Origin of the sequence: Nocardioides conyzicola (assembly GCF_039543825.1) — a bacterium.
Classification (GTDB): domain Bacteria; phylum Actinomycetota; class Actinomycetes; order Propionibacteriales; family Nocardioidaceae; genus Nocardioides; species Nocardioides conyzicola.
In genome coordinates this window covers 273,332-291,194 of record NZ_BAABKM010000004.1, presented here as the reverse complement: position 1 = coordinate 291,194, position 17,863 = coordinate 273,332, and the positions used below count along the sequence as shown (strand labels likewise).

At 73.6% G+C, this 17,863-nt stretch carries 12 protein-coding genes and 1 riboswitch; of the genes, 10 read left to right on the top strand and 2 right to left on the bottom strand.

Annotation, left to right across the window (positions count from 1 at the left end):
• Window positions 1-2 precede the first annotated feature (2 nt).
• From ABEA34_RS21165 to ABEA34_RS21145, 5 genes are all read left to right on the top strand, one after another.
• Entirely contained in the window at window positions 3-1,238 is a 1,236-nt protein-coding gene (locus ABEA34_RS21165; RefSeq protein WP_345523639.1) for a contractile injection system tape measure protein, read from the top strand.
• Window positions 1,235-2,533 (top strand): ATP-binding protein, encoded by a 1,299-nt coding sequence (locus ABEA34_RS21160; RefSeq protein ID WP_345523638.1) that lies wholly within the window; start codon window positions 1,235-1,237, stop codon window positions 2,531-2,533. The genes ABEA34_RS21165 and ABEA34_RS21160 overlap by 4 nt, the downstream gene beginning before the upstream one ends.
• The gene (locus tag ABEA34_RS21155) at window positions 2,530-7,485 is read left to right on the top strand and encodes a phage tail protein (RefSeq protein ID WP_345523637.1); all 4,956 of its coding nucleotides are present in this window, start codon (window positions 2,530-2,532) and stop codon (window positions 7,483-7,485) included. The genes ABEA34_RS21160 and ABEA34_RS21155 overlap by 4 nt, the downstream gene beginning before the upstream one ends.
• Entirely contained in the window at window positions 7,482-7,676 is a 195-nt protein-coding gene (locus tag ABEA34_RS21150; RefSeq protein WP_345523636.1) for a hypothetical protein, read from the top strand. The genes ABEA34_RS21155 and ABEA34_RS21150 overlap by 4 nt, the downstream gene beginning before the upstream one ends.
• Before the next feature lie 66 nt (window positions 7,677-7,742).
• Window positions 7,743-8,894 carry an NDMA-dependent alcohol dehydrogenase gene (locus ABEA34_RS21145; protein WP_345523635.1) on the top strand — a complete coding sequence of 384 codons (1,152 nt, stop codon included), beginning with the start codon at window positions 7,743-7,745 and terminating at the stop codon, window positions 8,892-8,894.
• A 78-nt stretch (window positions 8,895-8,972) separates the two neighbouring features.
• On the opposite strand, the gene ABEA34_RS21140 is transcribed toward ABEA34_RS21145, so the two are convergent.
• The gene (locus ABEA34_RS21140; RefSeq protein WP_345523634.1) at window positions 8,973-9,773 is read right to left on the bottom strand and encodes a siderophore-interacting protein; all 801 of its coding nucleotides are present in this window, start codon (window positions 9,771-9,773) and stop codon (window positions 8,973-8,975) included.
• A gap of 5 nt (window positions 9,774-9,778) precedes the next feature.
• A riboswitch (cobalamin riboswitch) is annotated at window positions 9,779-9,930 on the top strand.
• 28 nt (window positions 9,931-9,958) lie between these two features.
• Here ABEA34_RS21140 and ABEA34_RS21135 point away from each other — a divergent pair.
• From ABEA34_RS21135 to ABEA34_RS21115, 5 genes are read left to right on the top strand one after another with little or no spacing between them, the layout of a single operon-like run.
• Window positions 9,959-13,525 (top strand): cobaltochelatase subunit CobN, encoded by a 3,567-nt coding sequence (locus ABEA34_RS21135; protein ID WP_345523633.1) that lies wholly within the window; start codon window positions 9,959-9,961, stop codon window positions 13,523-13,525.
• A complete protein-coding gene (cobF, locus tag ABEA34_RS21130) occupies window positions 13,522-14,301 on the top strand; it encodes a precorrin-6A synthase (deacetylating) (RefSeq protein WP_345523632.1) in 780 nt (259 codons plus the stop codon). Before ABEA34_RS21135 ends, cobF begins: the two co-directional genes overlap by 4 nt.
• Complete coding sequence (locus tag ABEA34_RS21125; protein ID WP_345523631.1) at window positions 14,301-14,816, top strand: 2'-5' RNA ligase family protein; 516 nt, start codon at window positions 14,301-14,303, stop codon at window positions 14,814-14,816. Before cobF ends, ABEA34_RS21125 begins: the two co-directional genes overlap by 1 nt.
• Window positions 14,801-16,306 (top strand): cobyric acid synthase, encoded by a 1,506-nt coding sequence (locus ABEA34_RS21120; protein ID WP_425576900.1) that lies wholly within the window; start codon window positions 14,801-14,803, stop codon window positions 16,304-16,306. Before ABEA34_RS21125 ends, ABEA34_RS21120 begins: the two co-directional genes overlap by 16 nt.
• Complete coding sequence (locus ABEA34_RS21115; protein ID WP_345523629.1) at window positions 16,303-17,058, top strand: cobalt-precorrin-6A reductase; 756 nt, start codon at window positions 16,303-16,305, stop codon at window positions 17,056-17,058. Before ABEA34_RS21120 ends, ABEA34_RS21115 begins: the two co-directional genes overlap by 4 nt.
• Here the strand turns inward: ABEA34_RS21115 and ABEA34_RS21110 are convergent.
• The gene (locus ABEA34_RS21110) at window positions 16,970-17,863 is read right to left on the bottom strand and encodes a cobalamin biosynthesis protein (RefSeq protein WP_345523628.1); all 894 of its coding nucleotides are present in this window, start codon (window positions 17,861-17,863) and stop codon (window positions 16,970-16,972) included. The two genes, ABEA34_RS21115 and ABEA34_RS21110, sit on opposite strands and share 89 nt — an antisense overlap.

Here is a 17,863-nt window from a genome sequence, read left to right as displayed (position 1 = left end):
GCGTGACCGACATCGCCATCGACCGGCTCCGGCTGCGCGGCCCGCAGGCCGCGCGGCTGGCGGCGGTCGCGGCCCGGGCGCTGCCGGCCGCGCTCGAGCGCGCCCTGGCCGACCTGCGCGACGTCGAGCTCGACGGGCTGCGCGTGGTGCTCGAGATGGACCCCGCGGCGTACGACGACGAGACGCTGGCCGTGCTGTGGGCCGACCTGATCCGCGCGGAGGTCCTGCGCATCCGCGCCGCCGACGGACCCGGGGGACCGGTGGCCGGCTCCTCCGGCCCGCGGGGCTCGGCATCCCTCGCCGGCGCGGAGCGGTACGCCGCGGGCAGATCGCCGCTGCCCACGGCGGAGCGGGTCGCGACGGACGCGCGGCTCTGGCTGTCGACCGCGCCGGACGGGGCATCCCGGGTCCCGGTCACCCTGCTGTCGCTCGCCGACCCGGCGCTGGCCCAGGAGGTGGCACGGCTGCTCAGGCCCACGACGTGGGCCCGCCTCGTCGACGTGCTCGCCCGGGTGCTGCCTCAGGTCGGCTGGCGGTCGGACGTCGGCCACGCGTCGACCGCCGAGCCGTCCGGCACCGACGAGGCCGATCCGGGCGCGGTCGGCTCGCCGGCGTCCGCCGATCTCGTCCGGCGTCCGTCGTCGGACCCGACGACCTCCGGCGACGACAGCGCACCGCCGGCCGCCCGGGTGCCCGACCTGCTGCTGGCGCTCGCCGAGCTGCACTCCGGCGAGCGGGACGACCTCGACCGGGCCGCGGTGACCCGTGCCGCCGGGCTGGTGCTCCTCTACCCGTGGCTGGCCGACCACTGCCGCCTGGCCGAGTCGCTGCACCCCGGCCTGGACCCCGTCGCCGTCCGGGAGGCCGCGCTCGCAGCCCTGCTCGACGACCCGTCCCTCGTCGACGACCCGCTCGTCCGGCTGCTGGCAGGCCGGGACCTGCTGACCGTCGAGAGCGCCGATCGCAGCCCGTTGCCCCGGCTCGACGAGGTGGCGGCCTCGGCGGAGCGGGTGCTGGCCGCCTTCGCGGCCCTGCTGCCCGGCTTCCGCGACTCCACCCCGGGCTTCGTCCGCGACGGCTGGCTGTCCCGGCTCGGCGTGCTCGACCTCGACCGTGACCCGGTGCTGCTCACCGCGGCAACCCACCCGCTCGACGTGCTGCTGCCGATGCTGCCCTACCCGCTCGGGCTGGTGAAGCTGCCCTGGTCGCCCCTGCTGTCGATGCGGTTCCGGCCATGACCGCGACGCCGGCCCCCGTCGCCGAGCTCCGCGCGGCGCTCGAGGTCCTGGACGCGCTCATCGACGTACGGATCGAGGAGCGCCGGGCCTGCTGCCTCGGCCTCGACGCCGACGACGAGGGGCTCCCCGACGGCCGCCGGTTCGACGGGGTCGGCCCGCTCGCCGAGGTGATCTCGACCGCCCACCTCACCGTCGCGGAGGCGGTCGTCCTCGTCGCCGCGATCGCGCCGTACGTCGACGAGCGGTTCGCCGTGCGCTACGGACGGCTGACCGACCGGCCCGACGTCATCGGGCTCACCGGCGAGGTCGCGCGCACCCTCGTGGCGCGCACGTTCCCCGCGCGCCTCGACGCGACCGTGCTGCTGTCCGAGCACGGCCGGCTGCGCGAGAGCGGGCTGCTCATCCTCGACGGCGCGGGCGACCTGACCGGCCTGCTGGTGCCGGACCCGGCGCTGGTCGCCTGGGTGACCGGGCAGCCACCGACCCGGCCGGTCGCGTCGAGCGACTTCCCGGCACGGCCGCTCACCACCGTGCACACGCTCACCGACGTGGTGCTGCCCGCCGCCGCCCGGCTCCGGGTCGAGGACCTCGAGGCGCGGATCGCGCACCGCACGACGGTCGTCGACGACTGGGGCTTCGGCGCGCACCACGACAACGCGGCCGGGCTGATCGCGCTCTTCCACGGGCCGCCGGGGACCGGCAAGACGATGACGGCGGCCGCGCTCGCGGCGTCGGTCGGGCTGCCGGCGTACCTCATCGACCTGTCCGCGCTGGTGTCGAAGTACATCGGCGAGACCGAGAAGACGCTGGCCAAGGTCTTCGACCGGGCGGCGCGCGAGCGCTGCGTGCTGGTCTTCGACGAGGCGGACGCGATCTTCGGCGCGCGCACCGGCGTGGACGACGCGCACGACCGCTACGCCAACCAGGAGGTGTCCTACCTGCTCTCGCGCATCGAGCAGCACCCCGGGATCGTGGTCCTGACCAGCAACCTGGTCGCCAACATCGACACGGCCTTCCAGCGGCGCATCCACGTGATGGTCGAGTTCCCCGAGCCGGGGCCGGGGGAGCGCACCCGGCTGTGGGAGACGGTCATGCCGGGGGAGCTGCCGGTCCAGGTGGGCATCGACCTGCCGGACCTGGCCCGCCGCTACCCGCTCACCGGCGCCCAGATCCGGGAGGCCAGCATCGAGGCGGCGTACCTCGCCGCCGCCGACGGACGTGTCGTCACCGAGGCCCACCTCGTGACCGGCATCCGCCGCCAGTACGAGAAGGCCGGGAGGACGGTGCCGAGTTGAGCCCGCCCGTCGCGACCCGAGAGCAGACCACGGCGTCGACGAGCACGGCGACGGGAGACCGCGCGCCCGAGGCCGTCCCGGTGCTGACGACGGTGCCGCGCCCGATCGGCGACGCGAGCGTCGTGACCGTCACCGGGTTGGCCGGCGGGCTGCAGGCGGTGCAGGCGGAGTGGGGCGTCGACGGCGGCGCCGTGGTGCTGTCCGGGCAGGCACCGTTCACCGAGCTGACCGGTCACGCCGGCTTCCGGTCCGACGGCTCGCTCGACGGGACCGTTCGCATGCAGGCGACGGTCGGGCTGCTCGGGCTCGACCTCGGCGAGGCGACCTGGACCGTCGACGGGTGGACGCCCGAGATGACGCTGGCGGTCCCCGGCGTCGCCCTGCGCGGGACCACGCTCGCCATCGACCTGCGCGAGCTCCCGCCCGGCACGGCCTTCACGGCGCGGGAGGGCGTCGACGCCCCCCGCACCGACACCGGCGCGACCATCCACCTGCCGCAGGACGCCGTACCCGCCGGGGAGCCGCTGAGCCCACGACTGGTCGAGGTCTACCGCGGCCTGCTGGGCGTCGACCTGGCCGCCGACCCGCACCGGCTGGAGGTGCACGCCGACGCCGCGGTCGCCGGGGTGCCCGCGTTCGTGACCGACGGGCACCTGTTCCTCGCTCCCGGCATCTACGGCGTGGACGCGCCGGAGCCCCTGCGGATGCTCGATGCCGCGATCCGGGCTGCGGTCGCCGGCCTGGTCGGCGCCGTCGCCGGTCCGCCCGCCCCGGTGGATCGACCACCGGCGGCAGCGTCGGCGCCGGCCGCCGCGACCGACCTCGTCCCGGCCGACGTGCCCCCGGTGCCGACCGCCGAGGCGGCGCCGGCCGAAGCGACGCCGGCCGAGGGGGCCGCGGGGGCCGCCCCGACCGAGGCGGCGCCCGCCGACGTTGCTCCCGCGGCGGAGGAGGCCCCGCCCGAGGCCGCCCCCGAGGAGGCACCGCCGCCGGTCGAGCTGATCATGCCGGAGCCGCCGACCGCGCTGACCCGGGCCGCGGCGGCACGCGGCGGCGGGGTCGCCGGGGGCGCGGGCGGCGCAGCGCGGGCGGCCCGCGACCTGCCGTCGGCGGACGCCGACGTGGCGGACGCGCGGGGCGCGGTCACCGAGCCGGTGGCCGAGACCGCGGCCCGGGCCCGCGAGGAGCTGGCCGCCGAGCTGGGGGAGCGACCCGCGCCCAGCCCCGAGATCGTCGCCTTGTGCGAGCGGATCCGGACGGCGATCCGGGAGAACCGCCCCGAGGACGAGGACAAGCTCCTCGAGACCGACCCGACCCAGGAGGCGCAGAACGCCGGCGCCACCATCACCGGGTCCGTGGAGGGTCAGGTCGACCAGGTCAGCTCGTCGTACGACGCGATGGCGACGCCGCCGACCGGCACACCCGCCCTCACGCCCACGCCGGTGGTCGCGCCCAGTCCCACCTCTCCCGGGATGGGCGTCGACGCGGCGAGCGCGGCCCCGGACCCGATCCCACCGGAGAACACCTCCCTGGATGCCGACGTCGCCGCCACCGACCAGCGCATCGCCGACTCCGGGATCGACACCCGCGTCACCCGGGAGATCCCCGACGGGCCGTTCGCGGAGGCGCGCGCCGCCCGCGGCGAGCTCGGCGAGGCGGCCGAGCGCACGCCGCAGCAGATCCAGGCCGAGCAGCAGCAGGCGATCGAGAGCGCGCAGGGCGACATGGCGGCCCTCCAGCAGCAGGCGGTCGCCGCGATGCGCAGTGCCCGGTCGGGCACCGTCGAGACCGTCGGCGGCGGCCAGCAGGGCGCGGTCACCACCGAGCAGAACACCCGGGAGGCCGTCTCCCAGCGGGCGCAGGGGATCTACGACAACGCGCAGCGTCAGGTCGACGCGCTCCTCCAGCCGCTCAGCCGGACGGCGATCGCCCGGTGGGAGGCCGGTCTCACCCAGCTGTCCCAGACCTTCCACGACGCCCTGCACCGGGTGCAGCTCTGGATCGAGGACCGGCACTCGGGCGTCGGCGGCACCATCCTCGCGATCGGCGACTACATCGGAGGCCTGCCCGACTGGGTCACCGACGAGTACAACCGGGCCGAGCGGGAGTTCGGGGACGGCGTGACGACGCTGCTGACCGACATCTCCAGCGACGTCAACGGCGTCATCGCCGCCGCCCAGGCACTGATCCAGCACGCGCGCACCGACATCGACGCCGCCTTCACGGCCATGGAGGCGGAGTTCCCCGAGTGGGCCGCGCAGGAGCGAGCCCGCTTCGGCGGGATGCTCGACGGCCTCAGCCAGCGCGTCACGGCGGCACAGACCAGCTTCGTCCGGGACGTGTCGGCGCGGGCGATCACCGCCGTGAACGACGTGCACGCGGAGGCCCAGGCCCTGCGCGACGCCGCCGGCGGCCTGATCGGCCGGGTGGTCGCCGCGATCGAGGAGTTCATCGACGACCCGGTCCGGGCGATCATCAACGGCCTGCTCCGCCTGGTCGGCATCCCACCGTCGGCGTTCTGGGCGCTGATCGCCAAGATCGAGCAGGTCATCTCGGACATCGCCGACGACCCCGAGAACTTCATCAACAACCTGACCGCCGGGGTCAAGCAGGGCTTCGAGCAGTTCTTCGACAACTTCGGCACGCACGTGCTGCACGGCTTCTGGGACTGGCTGTTCTCGGGCCTGGAGACCCCGATCCCGATGCCGCGCGACTTCTCCGCGCGCTCGCTCTTCGGCTTCGCGCTCGACCTGATGGGCATCACCTGGCCGCGGATCCGGGAGATCCTGGTCCGCCACATCGGGCCGACCGCGGTCGAGGTGATCGAGGCCGCGTGGCAGCTGATCTCGGTGCTGATCGAACGCGGCCCGGACGGGATCGTCGAGCTGATCAAGGAGCAGCTCAGCCCCGAGAACATCGTGGGGATGATCCTCGAGGCGGCCGTCGAGTACCTCACCCAGACCCTGATCGAGCAGGTCATCGTCCGGGTCGTCGGGATGCTGAACCCGGTCGGCGCCATCGCGCAGGCGATCGACCTGATCTACCAGGTGTGCTCGTGGATCTTCCGCAACGCGGCCCGGATCTTCCGGTTCGTCGAGGCGATCGTCAACGGCATGGCCGACGTCATCGCCGGCAACATCGGCGGCCTCGCCAACGCCGTCGAGCGCGCGCTGGCCTCGCTCATCCCGCCGGTCATCGACTTCCTGGCCGGGCTGCTGCACCTCGGTGGCCTCCCCGGTGAGGTCGCCGACGTCATCACCCGCCTCCAGACGATGGTGTACGGCGTCCTCGACCGCGTCATCGGCTGGCTGGCCGAGCGCGGCCGGGCGCTGCTGCGCCGAATGGGCATCGGCGGCGACGAGGAGCCGGGCGAGGGGCACAACGGCGACGACGAGCTCGGCAAGACGGTGCGCTTCTCTGCCGACGGGCACAGCCACCGGCTGTGGTTCCAGGTGGCCGGCGACGACGCCACCCTCATGGTCGCCTCCGTCCCGAAGCCCATCGCCGACCAGATCGCCGAGTGGCGGACCAAGGTCGACGACCTCCCCGAGGAGCACAAGGCGACGGCGCCGGGCAAGCTCGACGCGCTCACGACGGTCGCCGACCAGGCCAGCGTCGAGGGTGACCAGCTCGCGCACGCCTTCAACGAGGCCAACCGCGACAAGACCGACACCAACGAGCCGCCGGACGACACCGCCCTGGAGGGGCGCGAGCAGGCCATCGCCGGGATGATGAACGAGCTGTTCGAGATCTTCGGGCGGACCGGGTCCGAGGCCGAGCAGCTGGCCGACATCGCGGCCAACCTGCCGGCCCACGGCCGGGCCCGCGCGGACGCCATGTTCCGGATCTGGGAGTCGCGCTACCTCGCGCACGCCACGCACATCCCCACCGGCACCGAGACCGCTGTGCCGATCTGGGCGGCCGGCGCGGTCTCCGACCCCGCCCTCCGAGCCGGGCTGGCCTACCTGGCGCAGGAGTCGGTGCACCGGCAGCTGCTGCCCTACCTCCAGGAGGGCTCCGGCCGACGGAGCGCCGGGACCGGCGCCTTCCGCGCGTACGCCCTGTCGGACGCGAGCGCCCCGCACCCGGTGCGCACCGAGTTCGCCAGCGCCGTCGGCAACGCGTACGCCGATGCCTTCCGCGCGAACCCGCCCCAGGGCCTGGACCCCGTGGACACGCAGCTCCCGGCCACGGTCGCGTCGATCGCCTACACGCCGGGTTCACCGGCGCCGTACGGCGGGTTCAACCCGTTCCCCGGGCGCGAGGACCCGGACCCGGCCCTGGTGACGGCGGCCGGCGGCGACTTCAAGGCGTTCCTGCTCGGCATCGCCCAGAGCGCGACGTACAACGGGTTCACCCGGGCTCGGATGAACTGGGCCTGGACGCACCCGCCGAGCAAGACCTGGATCGAGGGTCGTTTCCGGCAGCCCCGCATGCACGAGTGGATCCCCACCAACCTGCTGCCGACCCTGTTGCGCGCGGCCTTCGACGCGCGCGATGCCGCCGGGCTCAAGCTCGCGGTCAAGTGGCTGGTCTTCCAGTACGCGCTGCGCAGCGAGACCAGCCACGTGCTCTGGCACTTCGACCCCAACCCGGCGGGTCACGTCGGCGCGTTCACCCGGACCGACGACGGGCACGACCACTACGGCACGGCCCTGTCGGACGAGTTCCACGACTGGCTGCGGCAGACGTACGCCCAGCAGCGCGACGCCGGCCCCTACGCGTTCTCGATCGCGATCATGCAGCGGATCGAGCAGTGGGTGTGGAACGGCCGGCTCACCGGGATCCCGGCCGCGAACGTCGAGGACCAGATCACGGTCTGGTACCACGTCCAGGGCGTCGGCCGCGTCGCCGGTCTGACGTTCGGGGACCTGGGTGCGCTGCAGAGCGGCAACTACATCGAGATCATCCGCAACTTCGAGTCGGCGCTCGACGCGGTGAGCTGGGAATGACGGCCGACGAGCTGCGGGAGACCTGGCGCCGGGCCGTCGACCTCGCCGCCCGGAGTGTGTCTCCCGACCCCGCCGTGCGCACGGCGGCGCGGGAGGAGGCGGCTGCCTGGCAGTCCGAGCTCGAGGCTGCGCCGTCGGCGGGTCGGCGCCTTGCTGCGACCTTGCGGGAGGCAGCGTCCCGGATCGCGTGACAGGCGCCACAACGGGCAGTACCTTGCAGGGACAAGAACCTGTTCTACTTTGCCGAGGGAGTCGCCATGAAGACCCGCGCCGCCATCCTGTGGGAGCCGCACACCGACTGGAGCGTCGAGGACATCGAGCTCGACCCGCCCAAGAAGGGCGAGATCCTGGTCAAGCTCGCCGCCTCGGGCCTGTGCCACTCCGACGAGCACATGGTCACCGGGGACATGGTCCTGGACCCCGAGCTCGCCGAGGCCTTCGGCCTCAAGCAGTTCCCGGTCATCGGCGGTCACGAGGGTGCCGGCGTCGTCCAGGAGGTCGGCGAGGGCACGGTCGGCTTCGAGGTCGGCGACCACGTCGTCTTCAGCTTCATCCCGTCGTGCGGCAAGTGTCCGTCGTGCTCGATCGGTCAGCAGCACCTCTGCGACCTGGGCGCCTTCCTGCTCAGCGGCATGCAGCTCTCGGACTTCTCCTACCGCCACCACGCCAAGGACGGCCGCGACCTCGGCATCATGGTCGGGCTCGGCACGTTCTCGCCGTACACCGTGGTCAACATCGACAGCGCCGTGAAGATCCGCAAGGACGTGCCGCTCGAGCGGGCGGCGCTCGTGGGCTGCGGCGTGACGACCGGCTGGGGCTCCTCGACGTACGCCGCCGACGTGCAGTCCGGCGAGACCGTGGCCGTGATGGGTCTCGGTGGCATCGGCATGAGCGCCGTGCAGGGTGCGGCGATGGCCGGCGCCCGCTTCGTCGTGGCGGTGGACCCGGTCGACTGGAAGCGCGAGAAGGCGCTGACCCTCGGCGCGACCCACACGGCGGCCTCGATGGCCGACGCGCAGCCGCTGATCAGCGAGATCACCAACGGCGCCATGGCCGACAAGGCGATCCTCGCCGTCGGCCTGGCCGAGGGCGACCTGATCGCGCCGATGATGAGCCTGGTCAAGAAGGCCGGTCGCGGCGTCGTGACCTCGGTCGCCAACATGATGGCCGACGACGTGAAGCTCAACCTCTTCGAGTTCTCGATGATGCGCAAGGAGCTCGTGGGCTGCATCTTCGGCAACGCCAACCCGCGCTACGACATCCCGCGCCTGCTCGACCTCTACATGGACGGCAAGCTCAAGCTCGACGAGATGGTCACCCAGACGTACACCCTGGACCAGATCAACCAGGGCTACCAGGACATGCGCGACGGCAAGAACATCCGCGGCGTCATCGTCTACGACCAGTGAGGTCCTAGGTCGTCGAGAGACGCGAAACGGCCCCCGGGAGGATCTCCTGGGGGCCGTTTCACGTCTCTCGACGGTCTGCTACGCGACGTCGGCGTCCATCGCGGCGACGTACTCGCGCTTGACGGCGCGCCAGGCCTCGTCGGTCATGGTCCGGCGCCAGTAGGGCGAGCAGGACATGTCGGCCCGCGGCACGCCGCGGTCGCTGATCAGGTGCCGGCGGATGGCGCGGATCTCGTCGGCCTCGCCGTGCACGAACGCGTGCACGCGCCCGGCGGGGAAGTCCACGTCCGCGACCGCGTCGGCCAGCAGGTCGACGTCCGCGGCGCTGCCGGTGCGGTGCAGCCAGACCAGGTCGAGCTCGCCGGGGCAGGTGAGGGGGACCTCGTACGCCGGTCCGTCGCAGACCAGGCGCACGACCGCGCGGCTGCCCGCGCGGACGGCCTCCAGCGATGCGGCGATCGCCGGCAGTGCCGACTCGTCGCCGACGAGCAGGTGCCAGTCGGCCGACGGGTCGGGGCGGAAGCCGCTGCCCGGTCCCTCGAAGACCAGCACGTCGCCGGGCTTCGCGCCGGCGGCCCACGGTCCGGCCACGCCCTGGTCACCGTGGACGACGAAGTCGACCGTCAGCCGGCTGCCGTCCCAGTCGCGCACGGTGTAGCGGCGCCGCGCCGGCCACAGCTCCTTGGGTTGGGTCTCCCGGACCTCGGCGGGCTCGAACACCCCGCCGTACGGCGCACCCGCGGGCGGGATCGCCACGTTGACGTAGGTGTCGGTCGCGTCGGGCGCCGTGAACCCCGCGAGACCGTCACCGCCGAGCACCACCCGCACGAGGGTGGGGGTGAGCCGGGTGACCGTGTCGACCGTTCCGTAGTACGCCATGCTAGTAAGGGTATCCTTACCACGGTAGGCTTCCAGCATTCACGTCTCGTGGAACAGGAACCCGGTGCGACTCCGGGGCGGTTCCGCCACTGTGAGGCCCCTCGCTGCGAGCAGCGATCGGCCGAAGCCAGACACTGACCACGAGACCTCCGACCAACGACGGGCGAGAACCCCGAGGAGGATCCATGCGCATCGCGCTGCTCTCGACGTCCGACACGGACCTGCTGTCGGCCCGAGCCTCCGGGGCCGACTACCTGGTCGCCAACCCCGGGCGACCCGGCCACCAGTCCGTGGCCCAGGCGATCGAGGCCGCCGACCTCGTCGTCGGCCGCATCCTGGGCTCGCCGCAGGACCTGTGCACCGGCTTCGTGCGGATCCGGGAGACCGGCAAGCCGATGGTCGTGCTCGGCGGCGAGCAGCAGCCGAGCGCCGAGCTGATGGAGCTGTCCAGCGTCCCCATCGGCATCGCCGCCGAGGCGCACCGCTACCTCGCCGAGGGCGGGCCGGCCAACCTCGCGCAGCTGCACGCGTTCCTCTCCGACACCGTGCTGCTCACGGGCGAGGGCTTCGAGCCGCCCGCCGCCGTCCCGCAGTGGGGGATGGGTGAGCGGCCGCCGACAGAGCTCCCCAGGGTCGGCGTCCTCTACTACCGCGCCCACGAGACCAGCGGCAACGCCGGCTTCGCGCACGCGCTCGTCGACGCGATCGACGCGACCGGCCAGGCCGTCGGCGTACCCGTCTTCGCCGGCAGCCTGCGCGCCGCGCCCGACGAGCTGTACGACGCCCTCGGCACCCTCGACGCGCTGATCGTCACCGTCCTGGCCGCCGGCGGCAGCAAGCCCGCAGCCGCCAGCGCCGGCGAGGACGACGAGGCGTGGGACGTGGAGCGGATGGCGGCCCTCGACATCCCGATCTTCCAGGGCCTGTGCCTCACCAGCAGCCGCGAGGAGTGGGAGGCGTCCGACGACGGTGTCACGCCGCTCGACTCGGCCACGCAGATCGCGATCCCGGAGTTCGACGGGCGGATCATCACCGCGCCGTTCTCGTTCAAGGAGATCGACGAGGACGGGCTGCCGCGCTACGTCGCCGACGCCGAGCGCTGCGCCCGGGTGGCCGGGATCGCGGTCAACCACGCCCGTCTGCGACACATCCCGGTCGGCGAGCGCCGGGTCGCGCTGATGCTGTCGGCCTACCCCACCAAGCACTCCCGTGTCGGCAACGCCGTCGGTCTCGACACCCCCGTCAGCACGGTGCGGCTGCTGCGCCGGATGCGCGAGGAGGGGTACGACGTCGGCCACATCCCCGCCCTCGACCTCGACGACGAGACGGAGGCCGGTGACGCCCTCATCCACGCGCTGATCGCGGCGGGTGGCCAGGACGAGGAGTGGCTGACCAACGCCCAGCTGACCGACGCCCACGTGCGGATCACCAAGGCCGAGTACGACGCCTGGACGGCCGACGTGCCGAGCGGGCTGATGGACGACATGGTCGAGGCGTGGGGCGAGTCCCCGGGCAGGCTCTTCGTCAACGACAGCAACGAGATCGTCCTCGCCACGATCCAGGCGGGCAACGTGGTGCTGCTGATCCAGCCGCCGCGCGGCTTCGGGGAGAACCCGGTCGCGATTTACCACGACCCCGACCTGGCGCCGTCGCACCACTACCTCGCGGCGTACCGCTGGCTCGCCCACGGCTTCGGGGCGGACGCCGTCGTGCACCTCGGCAAGCACGGCTCGATGGAGTGGCTGCCCGGCAAGAACGCGGCGCTCTCGGCCGCCTGCGCGACCGACGCCGCGATCGGCAGCATGCCGCTGATCTACCCGTTCCTCGTCAACGACCCGGGCGAGGGGGCGCAGGCCAAGCGCCGCGCGCACGCCACGATCATCGACCACCTGGTGCCGCCGATGGCGCGTGCCGAGTCGTATGGCGACATCGCGCGGCTCGAGCAGCTGCTCGACGAGCACGCCAACATCGCGGCGATGGACCCGGCCAAGCTGCCGGCGGTCCGGGGCGAGATCTGGCAGCTGATGCACGCCGCCGAGATGCACCGTGACCTCGGCCTGGACGAACGGCCCGACGACGAGGAGTTCGACGACTTCATCCTCCACGTCGACGGCTGGCTCTGCGAGATCAAGGACGCGCAGATCCGCGACGGCCTGCACGTCCTCGGCCAGCCGCCGGAGGGCGAGGCCCGGGTCAACCTGGTGCTCGCGATCCTGCGGGCGTCTCAGGTGTGGGGAGGGCAGACCGCCGCCGTTCCGGGGCTGCGGTCTGCCCTCGGCCTGAAGGAGGGGTCGGAGGCGACCGCCGCCGTCGACGCGATCGAGGCGCAGGCGCGCGACCTCGTGGAGCGGATGGAGGACGCGTCGTGGGCCCCGGAGGCCGCGGCCGGGATCCACGACGACCCGCAGGTGCAGCAGGTGCTGCGCTTCGCCGCGGAGCAGGTGGTGCCGCGACTGCGGCGTACGACCGATGAGCTCGACGCCCTCATGCACGCGCTCGACGGCGGGTTCGTGGCGGCCGGACCGTCGGGCTCGCCCCTGCGCGGGCTGGTCAACGTGCTTCCGACAGGGCGCAACTTCTACACCGTCGACCCGCGCGCGGTGCCGTCGCGGCTGGCCTGGCAGACCGGGCAGGCGATGGCGACGTCGCTGCTCGAGCGGCACGTCGCCGACACCGGCGACTACCCGACGTCCGTGGGTCTCTCCGTCTGGGGCACGTCCGCGATGCGCACGTCGGGCGACGACGTCGCCGAGGTGCTCGCGCTGCTCGGCGTCCGACCCGAGTGGGACGAGGCCTCCCGCCGGGTCAGCAACCTGGTCGTCGTCCCGCTCGACGAGCTCGGTCGCCCGCGCATCGACGTGACCGTGCGGATCTCGGGCTTCTTCCGCGACGCCTTCCCGCACGTGGTCACGATGCTCGACGACGCGGTGCGACTCGTGGCCGGGCTCGACGAGCCCGACGAGAGCAACTACGTCCGCGCGCACGCCCGGGCGGACCTGGCCGAGCACGGCGACGAGCGGCGGGCGACCACCCGCATCTTCGGCAGCAAGCCGGGCTCGTACGGCGCCGGCATCCTGCAGGTGATCGAGTCCGGGAGCTGGCGGGACGACGCCGACCTCGCGGAGGTCTACACCGCCTGGGGCGGCTTCGCCTACGGCCGCGACCTCGACGGGGCGCCGGCCGCCGACGACATGCGCGCCAACTACAGGCGGATCAAGGTCGCGGCCAAGAACATCGACACCCGCGAGCACGACATCGCCGACAGCGACGACTACTTCCAGTACCACGGCGGGATGATCGCGACCGTCCGCGCGCTGACCGGCACCGCGCCGCAGGCGTACGTCGGCGACTCGACCACCCCCGACGCCGTACGCACCCGCACCCTGCAGGAGGAGACCAACCGCGTCTTCCGGGCCCGGGTCGTCAACCCGCGCTGGATCTCGGCGATGCAGCGGCACGGCTACAAGGGCGCGTTCGAGCTGGCCGCGACCGTCGACTACCTCTTCGGCTTCGACGCGACCGCGGGAGTGGTGCACGACTGGATGTACGAGTCGCTCGCGCAGGAGTACGTGCTCGACGCGACCAACCGCGAGTTCATGACGAGGTCCAACCCCTGGGCGCTGCGCGGCATCGTCGAGAAGCTGCACGAGGCCAAGGACCGTGGCTTGTGGGAGTCGCCGGATCCGGAGACGCTGGCTGCCATGCAGCAGGTCTACCTGGAGCTCGAGGGCGATCTCGAGGACCGCGGATGAAGCGCGTCCGCGTCATCGGGGTGGGGCCCGGCGACCCGGACCAGGTCACGATCGAGGCGGTGCACGCGCTGCGCGAGGTCGCCTACTTCGTCGTCACCGACAAGTCGGGCCGCGGCGGCATGCCCGACCCGCTCGTGAACGCCCGCGAGCGCCTGCTCGACCGGCACCTCGAGCGGCCGCCCGTGATCGTGCGCGTCGACGACCCCGAGCGCGAGCGCCGGCCGGACCGGACCGCCACGCAGGAGGAGTACGACGCGGCCGTCGCGCGCTGGCACCAGGAGCGGCAGACGGCGTACGAGGAGGCCCTGCTGTCCCATGAGGGTGACGCGGGCTTCCTGGTGTGGGGCGACCCGGCGTTCTACGACTCGACGATCCGGATCCTGCAGTCGTTGCAGCAGCGCGGTCGTCTCGACCTCGAGCTCGACGTCATCCCCGGGATCTCCAGCATCCAGCTGCTGGCCGCGCGCCACCAGATCGTGCTGCACGAGGTCGGCCAGGCGCTGCACGTCACCAGCGGGCGGCGGCTGCGGGAGGCGCTCGCGCAGGGCCAGGACAACGTCGTGGTGATGCTCAACCGGGTGATCGAGCTCGACGGCCCCGGCATGGACCTCAGTGACTGGACGATCTGGTGGGGCGCCAACCTCGGCACGCCGTCGGAGGAGCTGGTCGCCGGCCGCGTCGGCGACGTGCTGCCCGCGGTCGACGCGGCGCGCGAACGGGTGCGCGCCGCCGCCGGCTGGGTGATGGACATCTTCCTGCTGCGGCGTACGACCTGATGGCGCACAACGTCCTGGTCGTCCCGGTGCCCGAGCTCGAGGAGTTCGTCCTCGACCGGACCCGCCACTACGACGGGTCCTTCGTGTCGGCCGACCCGGCCTTCGTCCACGCGCACGTGACGGCTCTCGGACCGTTCCTCGACGACCCGTCCGAGGCCGACCTGGAACTGGTGGCCGAGGTCGCGGGACGTACGCCGGCGTTCGACTTCACCCTCGACGAGCTGGACGAGTTCGCCGACGGGATCATCCACCTGGTGCCGTCGCCGGACGAGCCCTTCCGTGCGTTGACCCGGCGGCTGATCGCGGCGTTCCCCCAGTGCCCGCCGTACGGCGGCGCCTTCCCCGAGCCGGTCCCGCACCTGACCCTCGACCAGCGCGCCGACGGCATCGACCGGGCATCGGTCCGAGCGGCCCTGGGCGACGCCGTGCCCGCGAGGTGCCGGGCCGACCGGCTGGTCCTCGCGCGCTACGCCAACCACGACTGCCGAGTCCTCGCGGAATGGAAGCTAGCGTGACCGGCCTCCTGGTCGCCGGGACGACCTCCGACGCCGGCAAGAGCATCGTCACCTCGGGACTGTGCCGGGCGTTCGTGCGCCGCGGGGTGAAGGTCGCGCCCTTCAAGTCGCAGAACATGTCCAACAACTCGATGGTCGTCGACGGCCCGAGCGGCACCGGCGAGATCGGCCGAGCCCAGTGGGTGCAGGCGCTCGCGGCGAAGGTGGAGCCCGAGGTCGCGATGAATCCCGTGCTGCTCAAGCCCGGCAGCGACCAGCGCAGCCACGTCGTCGTCCTCGGGCAGCCCGCCGGCGAGGTCTCGTCGCGCGACTTCGTCGACGGCCGGCGGCACCTCGCGACCGCGGCGTACGACGCCTTCGACGACCTGTCGTCGCGCTTCGACGTGGTCGTCGCCGAGGGCGCCGGCAGCCCGACGGAGATCAACCTGCGGGCCAGCGACTACGTCAACATGGGCCTCGCGCAGCACGGTCGCCTGGCGACCGTGCTGGTCGGCGACATCGACCGCGGCGGGGTCTTCGCCTCCCTCTTCGGCAGCGTCGCCCTGCTCGCGCCCGACGACCAGCGGCTGGTGGCCGGGTTCGTGGTCAACCGGTTCCGCGGCGACGAGTCGCTGCTCGGGCCGGGTCTGACCGAGCTCGAGGCACTGACCGGGCGACGCGTGTACGGCGTGCTGCCCTTCAGTTCCGACGTGTGGCTGGACAGCGAGGACACCCTCGACGTCGGCGACCGGCGGGTGACCGAGGGACCGGCGCCGCTGCGGGTCGCCGTGGTGCGGTCGCCGCGGATCAGCAACTTCACCGACATCGACGCGCTCGGGCTGGAGCCCGGCGTGGACGTCGTCTACGCCTCCGACGGGCGCTCGCTCGCGGACGCCGACCTGATCGTGCTGCCCGGCTCGCGCGCGACCCTCGCGGACCTGGAGTGGCTGCGCTCGCGCGGGCTCGACCGGGCGGTGCTGGCCCATGCCGCGGCCGGCCGGCCGGTGCTCGGGATCTGCGGTGGCTTCCAGATGCTCGGTCGGACCGTGCGCGACCCGGACGGCGTCGAGGGCCCCGAGGGCGCCGCGGCCGAGGGGCTGGGCCTCCTCGACGCCGACACGGTCTTCCAGGCCGCGAAGGTGCTCCGGCTGCCACACGGCTCCGCGCTGGGCGCGTCGGTCGGCGGCTACGAGATCCACCACGGCCGGGTCACCGTCGGCTCGGGCGAGTCCTTCCTCGGCGGCGCCCGCGACGGGCAGGTCTTCGGCACCATGTGGCACGGCTGCCTCGAGCACGACGACTTCCGGAGCGCGCTGCTCGCCGAGGTCGCCCGGCTCACCGGCCACGCGTGGGCACCCTCGGGCGTGAGCTTCGCGGCCGCCCGCGAACGCCGGCTCGACCTGCTCGGCGACCTCGTGGAGCACCACCTCGACGTCGACGCCCTGCTCGAGCTTGCCACGGCCGGCGCGCCCGGCGACCTCCGGGTCCTGCCGCCGGGGGACCAGCGGTGAAGGTCCTGGTCCTGGGCGGTACGGCGGAGGCGCGGTCGGTCGCCGCGGCCCTGGTCGACGACGGCATCGAGGTCACGACCTCGCTCGCCGGCCGGGTCGCCGAGCCGCGGCTGCCGGCCGGGGGCGTGCGCATCGGCGGGTTCGGCGGCGTGGCCGGGCTGGCGGCGTACGTCGTCGGCTTCGACGCGGTCGTCGACGCCACGCATCCCTTCGCCGCGCAGATCTCGCAGCACGCGGCAGCCGCCTGCGGCGCCGTACCTCTCCTGCGGCTGCAGCGCCCCGGCTGGACCGGCGACTGGACCTGGGTCGACGACCACGCAGGCGCCGCGGCGACCGCGGCGGGACTGGGGAAGCGGCCGTTCCTGACCGTGGGCCGGCAGTCGCTCGACCGCTTCGTGGGTCCGCTCGGCGACCGGGCGGCGCTGGTGCGCGTGGTCGACGAGCCCGAGATCCCGCTGCCGGCGACGTGGGACGTGCTGCGCGACCGCGGTCCCTACCGGCTCGAGGACGAGGTCGCGCTGATGCAGCAGCACGGCTCGGACGTGCTGGTCACCAAGGACTCCGGCGGCTCGTACACCCGGCCCAAGCTGGACGCGGCGGCCGCGCTCGGCATCCCGGTGGTCGTCGTACGCCGGCCGCCTGCTCCTGCCGGGGTCGAGACGGTCAGCGACGTCGCGGCCGCAGCGCGATGGGTGCGGTCACGAGCAGCGCGGCCAGCCCGACCCGGCTCGCCAGCCGACGGGCGCGGGTGATGTCGTGGACGTCCGGGGCACGACCGTCGCCGAGCACCTGCCGGTCCTCGGTGCGACCGGCGTAGACGTTCACGCCGCCCAGCCGCACCCCGAGCGCGCCGGCGAACGCCGCCTCGACCGGACCGGCGTTGGGGCTCGGGTGACCGGGCGCGTCGCGGCGCCAGGCGGACCAGGCCGCGCGTCGGTCGTCGCCGAGCAGGACGGCGAGTGCGGCGGTCAGCCGCGACCCCGGCAGGTTGAGCAGGTCGTCGAGCCGGGCCGCGGCCCAGCCGAAGCGCTCGTAGCGCGGGCTCCGGTGCCCCACCATGGCGTCCAGCGTGTTGGCGGCGCGGTAGGCGAGCAGCCCGGGAGCCCCGAGCAGGGCACCCCAGACCAGCGGCGCCACGACGGCGTCGGAGGTGTTCTCGGCGACCGACTCGATCACCGCCCGGGCGACACCCGCCTCGTCCAGCGCGCTGGTGTCGCGGCCCACGAGGTGGGTGAGGCGCTGACGGGCGCCGGGCAGGTCACCGGCCTCCAGCAGCCGCTGGACGGCCTCGGCCTCGCGGTCGAGCGACCGCCCGCCCAGGACGGCCCAGGTCGCGAGCGCCACCGGGGTGCGGGCGCCGAGGAGCGCGGCGCCGCCGACGAGCAGGCCGACGTGCACGACACCGGGCGCGCGGCGGTCGGCGTACGAGATCCGCTCGAGGGTGGCCGCGGTCGTGCCGAAGCCGGCGACCGGGTGCCAGCGTGCAGGATCGCCCCACACACGGTCGGCGGCGAAGCCGGCCACCAGACCGAGAGCACGTCCACGCAGGGGAGTCAT

Coding starts and splice junctions, on each gene's coding strand:
- ABEA34_RS21145 (WP_345523635.1), top strand. CDS start 7,743: ATGAAGACCCGCGCCGCCATCCTGTGGGAGCCGCACACCGACTGGAGC.
- ABEA34_RS21160 (WP_345523638.1), top strand. CDS start 1,235: ATGACCGCGACGCCGGCCCCCGTCGCCGAGCTCCGCGCGGCGCTCGAG.
- ABEA34_RS21125 (WP_345523631.1), top strand. CDS start 14,301: ATGGCGCACAACGTCCTGGTCGTCCCGGTGCCCGAGCTCGAGGAGTTC.
- ABEA34_RS21135 (WP_345523633.1), top strand. CDS start 9,959: ATGCGCATCGCGCTGCTCTCGACGTCCGACACGGACCTGCTGTCGGCC.
- ABEA34_RS21150 (WP_345523636.1), top strand. CDS start 7,482: ATGACGGCCGACGAGCTGCGGGAGACCTGGCGCCGGGCCGTCGACCTC.
- ABEA34_RS21120 (WP_425576900.1), top strand. CDS start 14,801: ATGGAAGCTAGCGTGACCGGCCTCCTGGTCGCCGGGACGACCTCCGAC.
- ABEA34_RS21140 (WP_345523634.1), bottom strand. CDS start 9,773: ATGGCGTACTACGGAACGGTCGACACGGTCACCCGGCTCACCCCCACC.
- ABEA34_RS21110 (WP_345523628.1), bottom strand. CDS start 17,863: ATGACTCCCCTGCGTGGACGTGCTCTCGGTCTGGTGGCCGGCTTCGCC.
- cobF (WP_345523632.1), top strand. CDS start 13,522: ATGAAGCGCGTCCGCGTCATCGGGGTGGGGCCCGGCGACCCGGACCAG.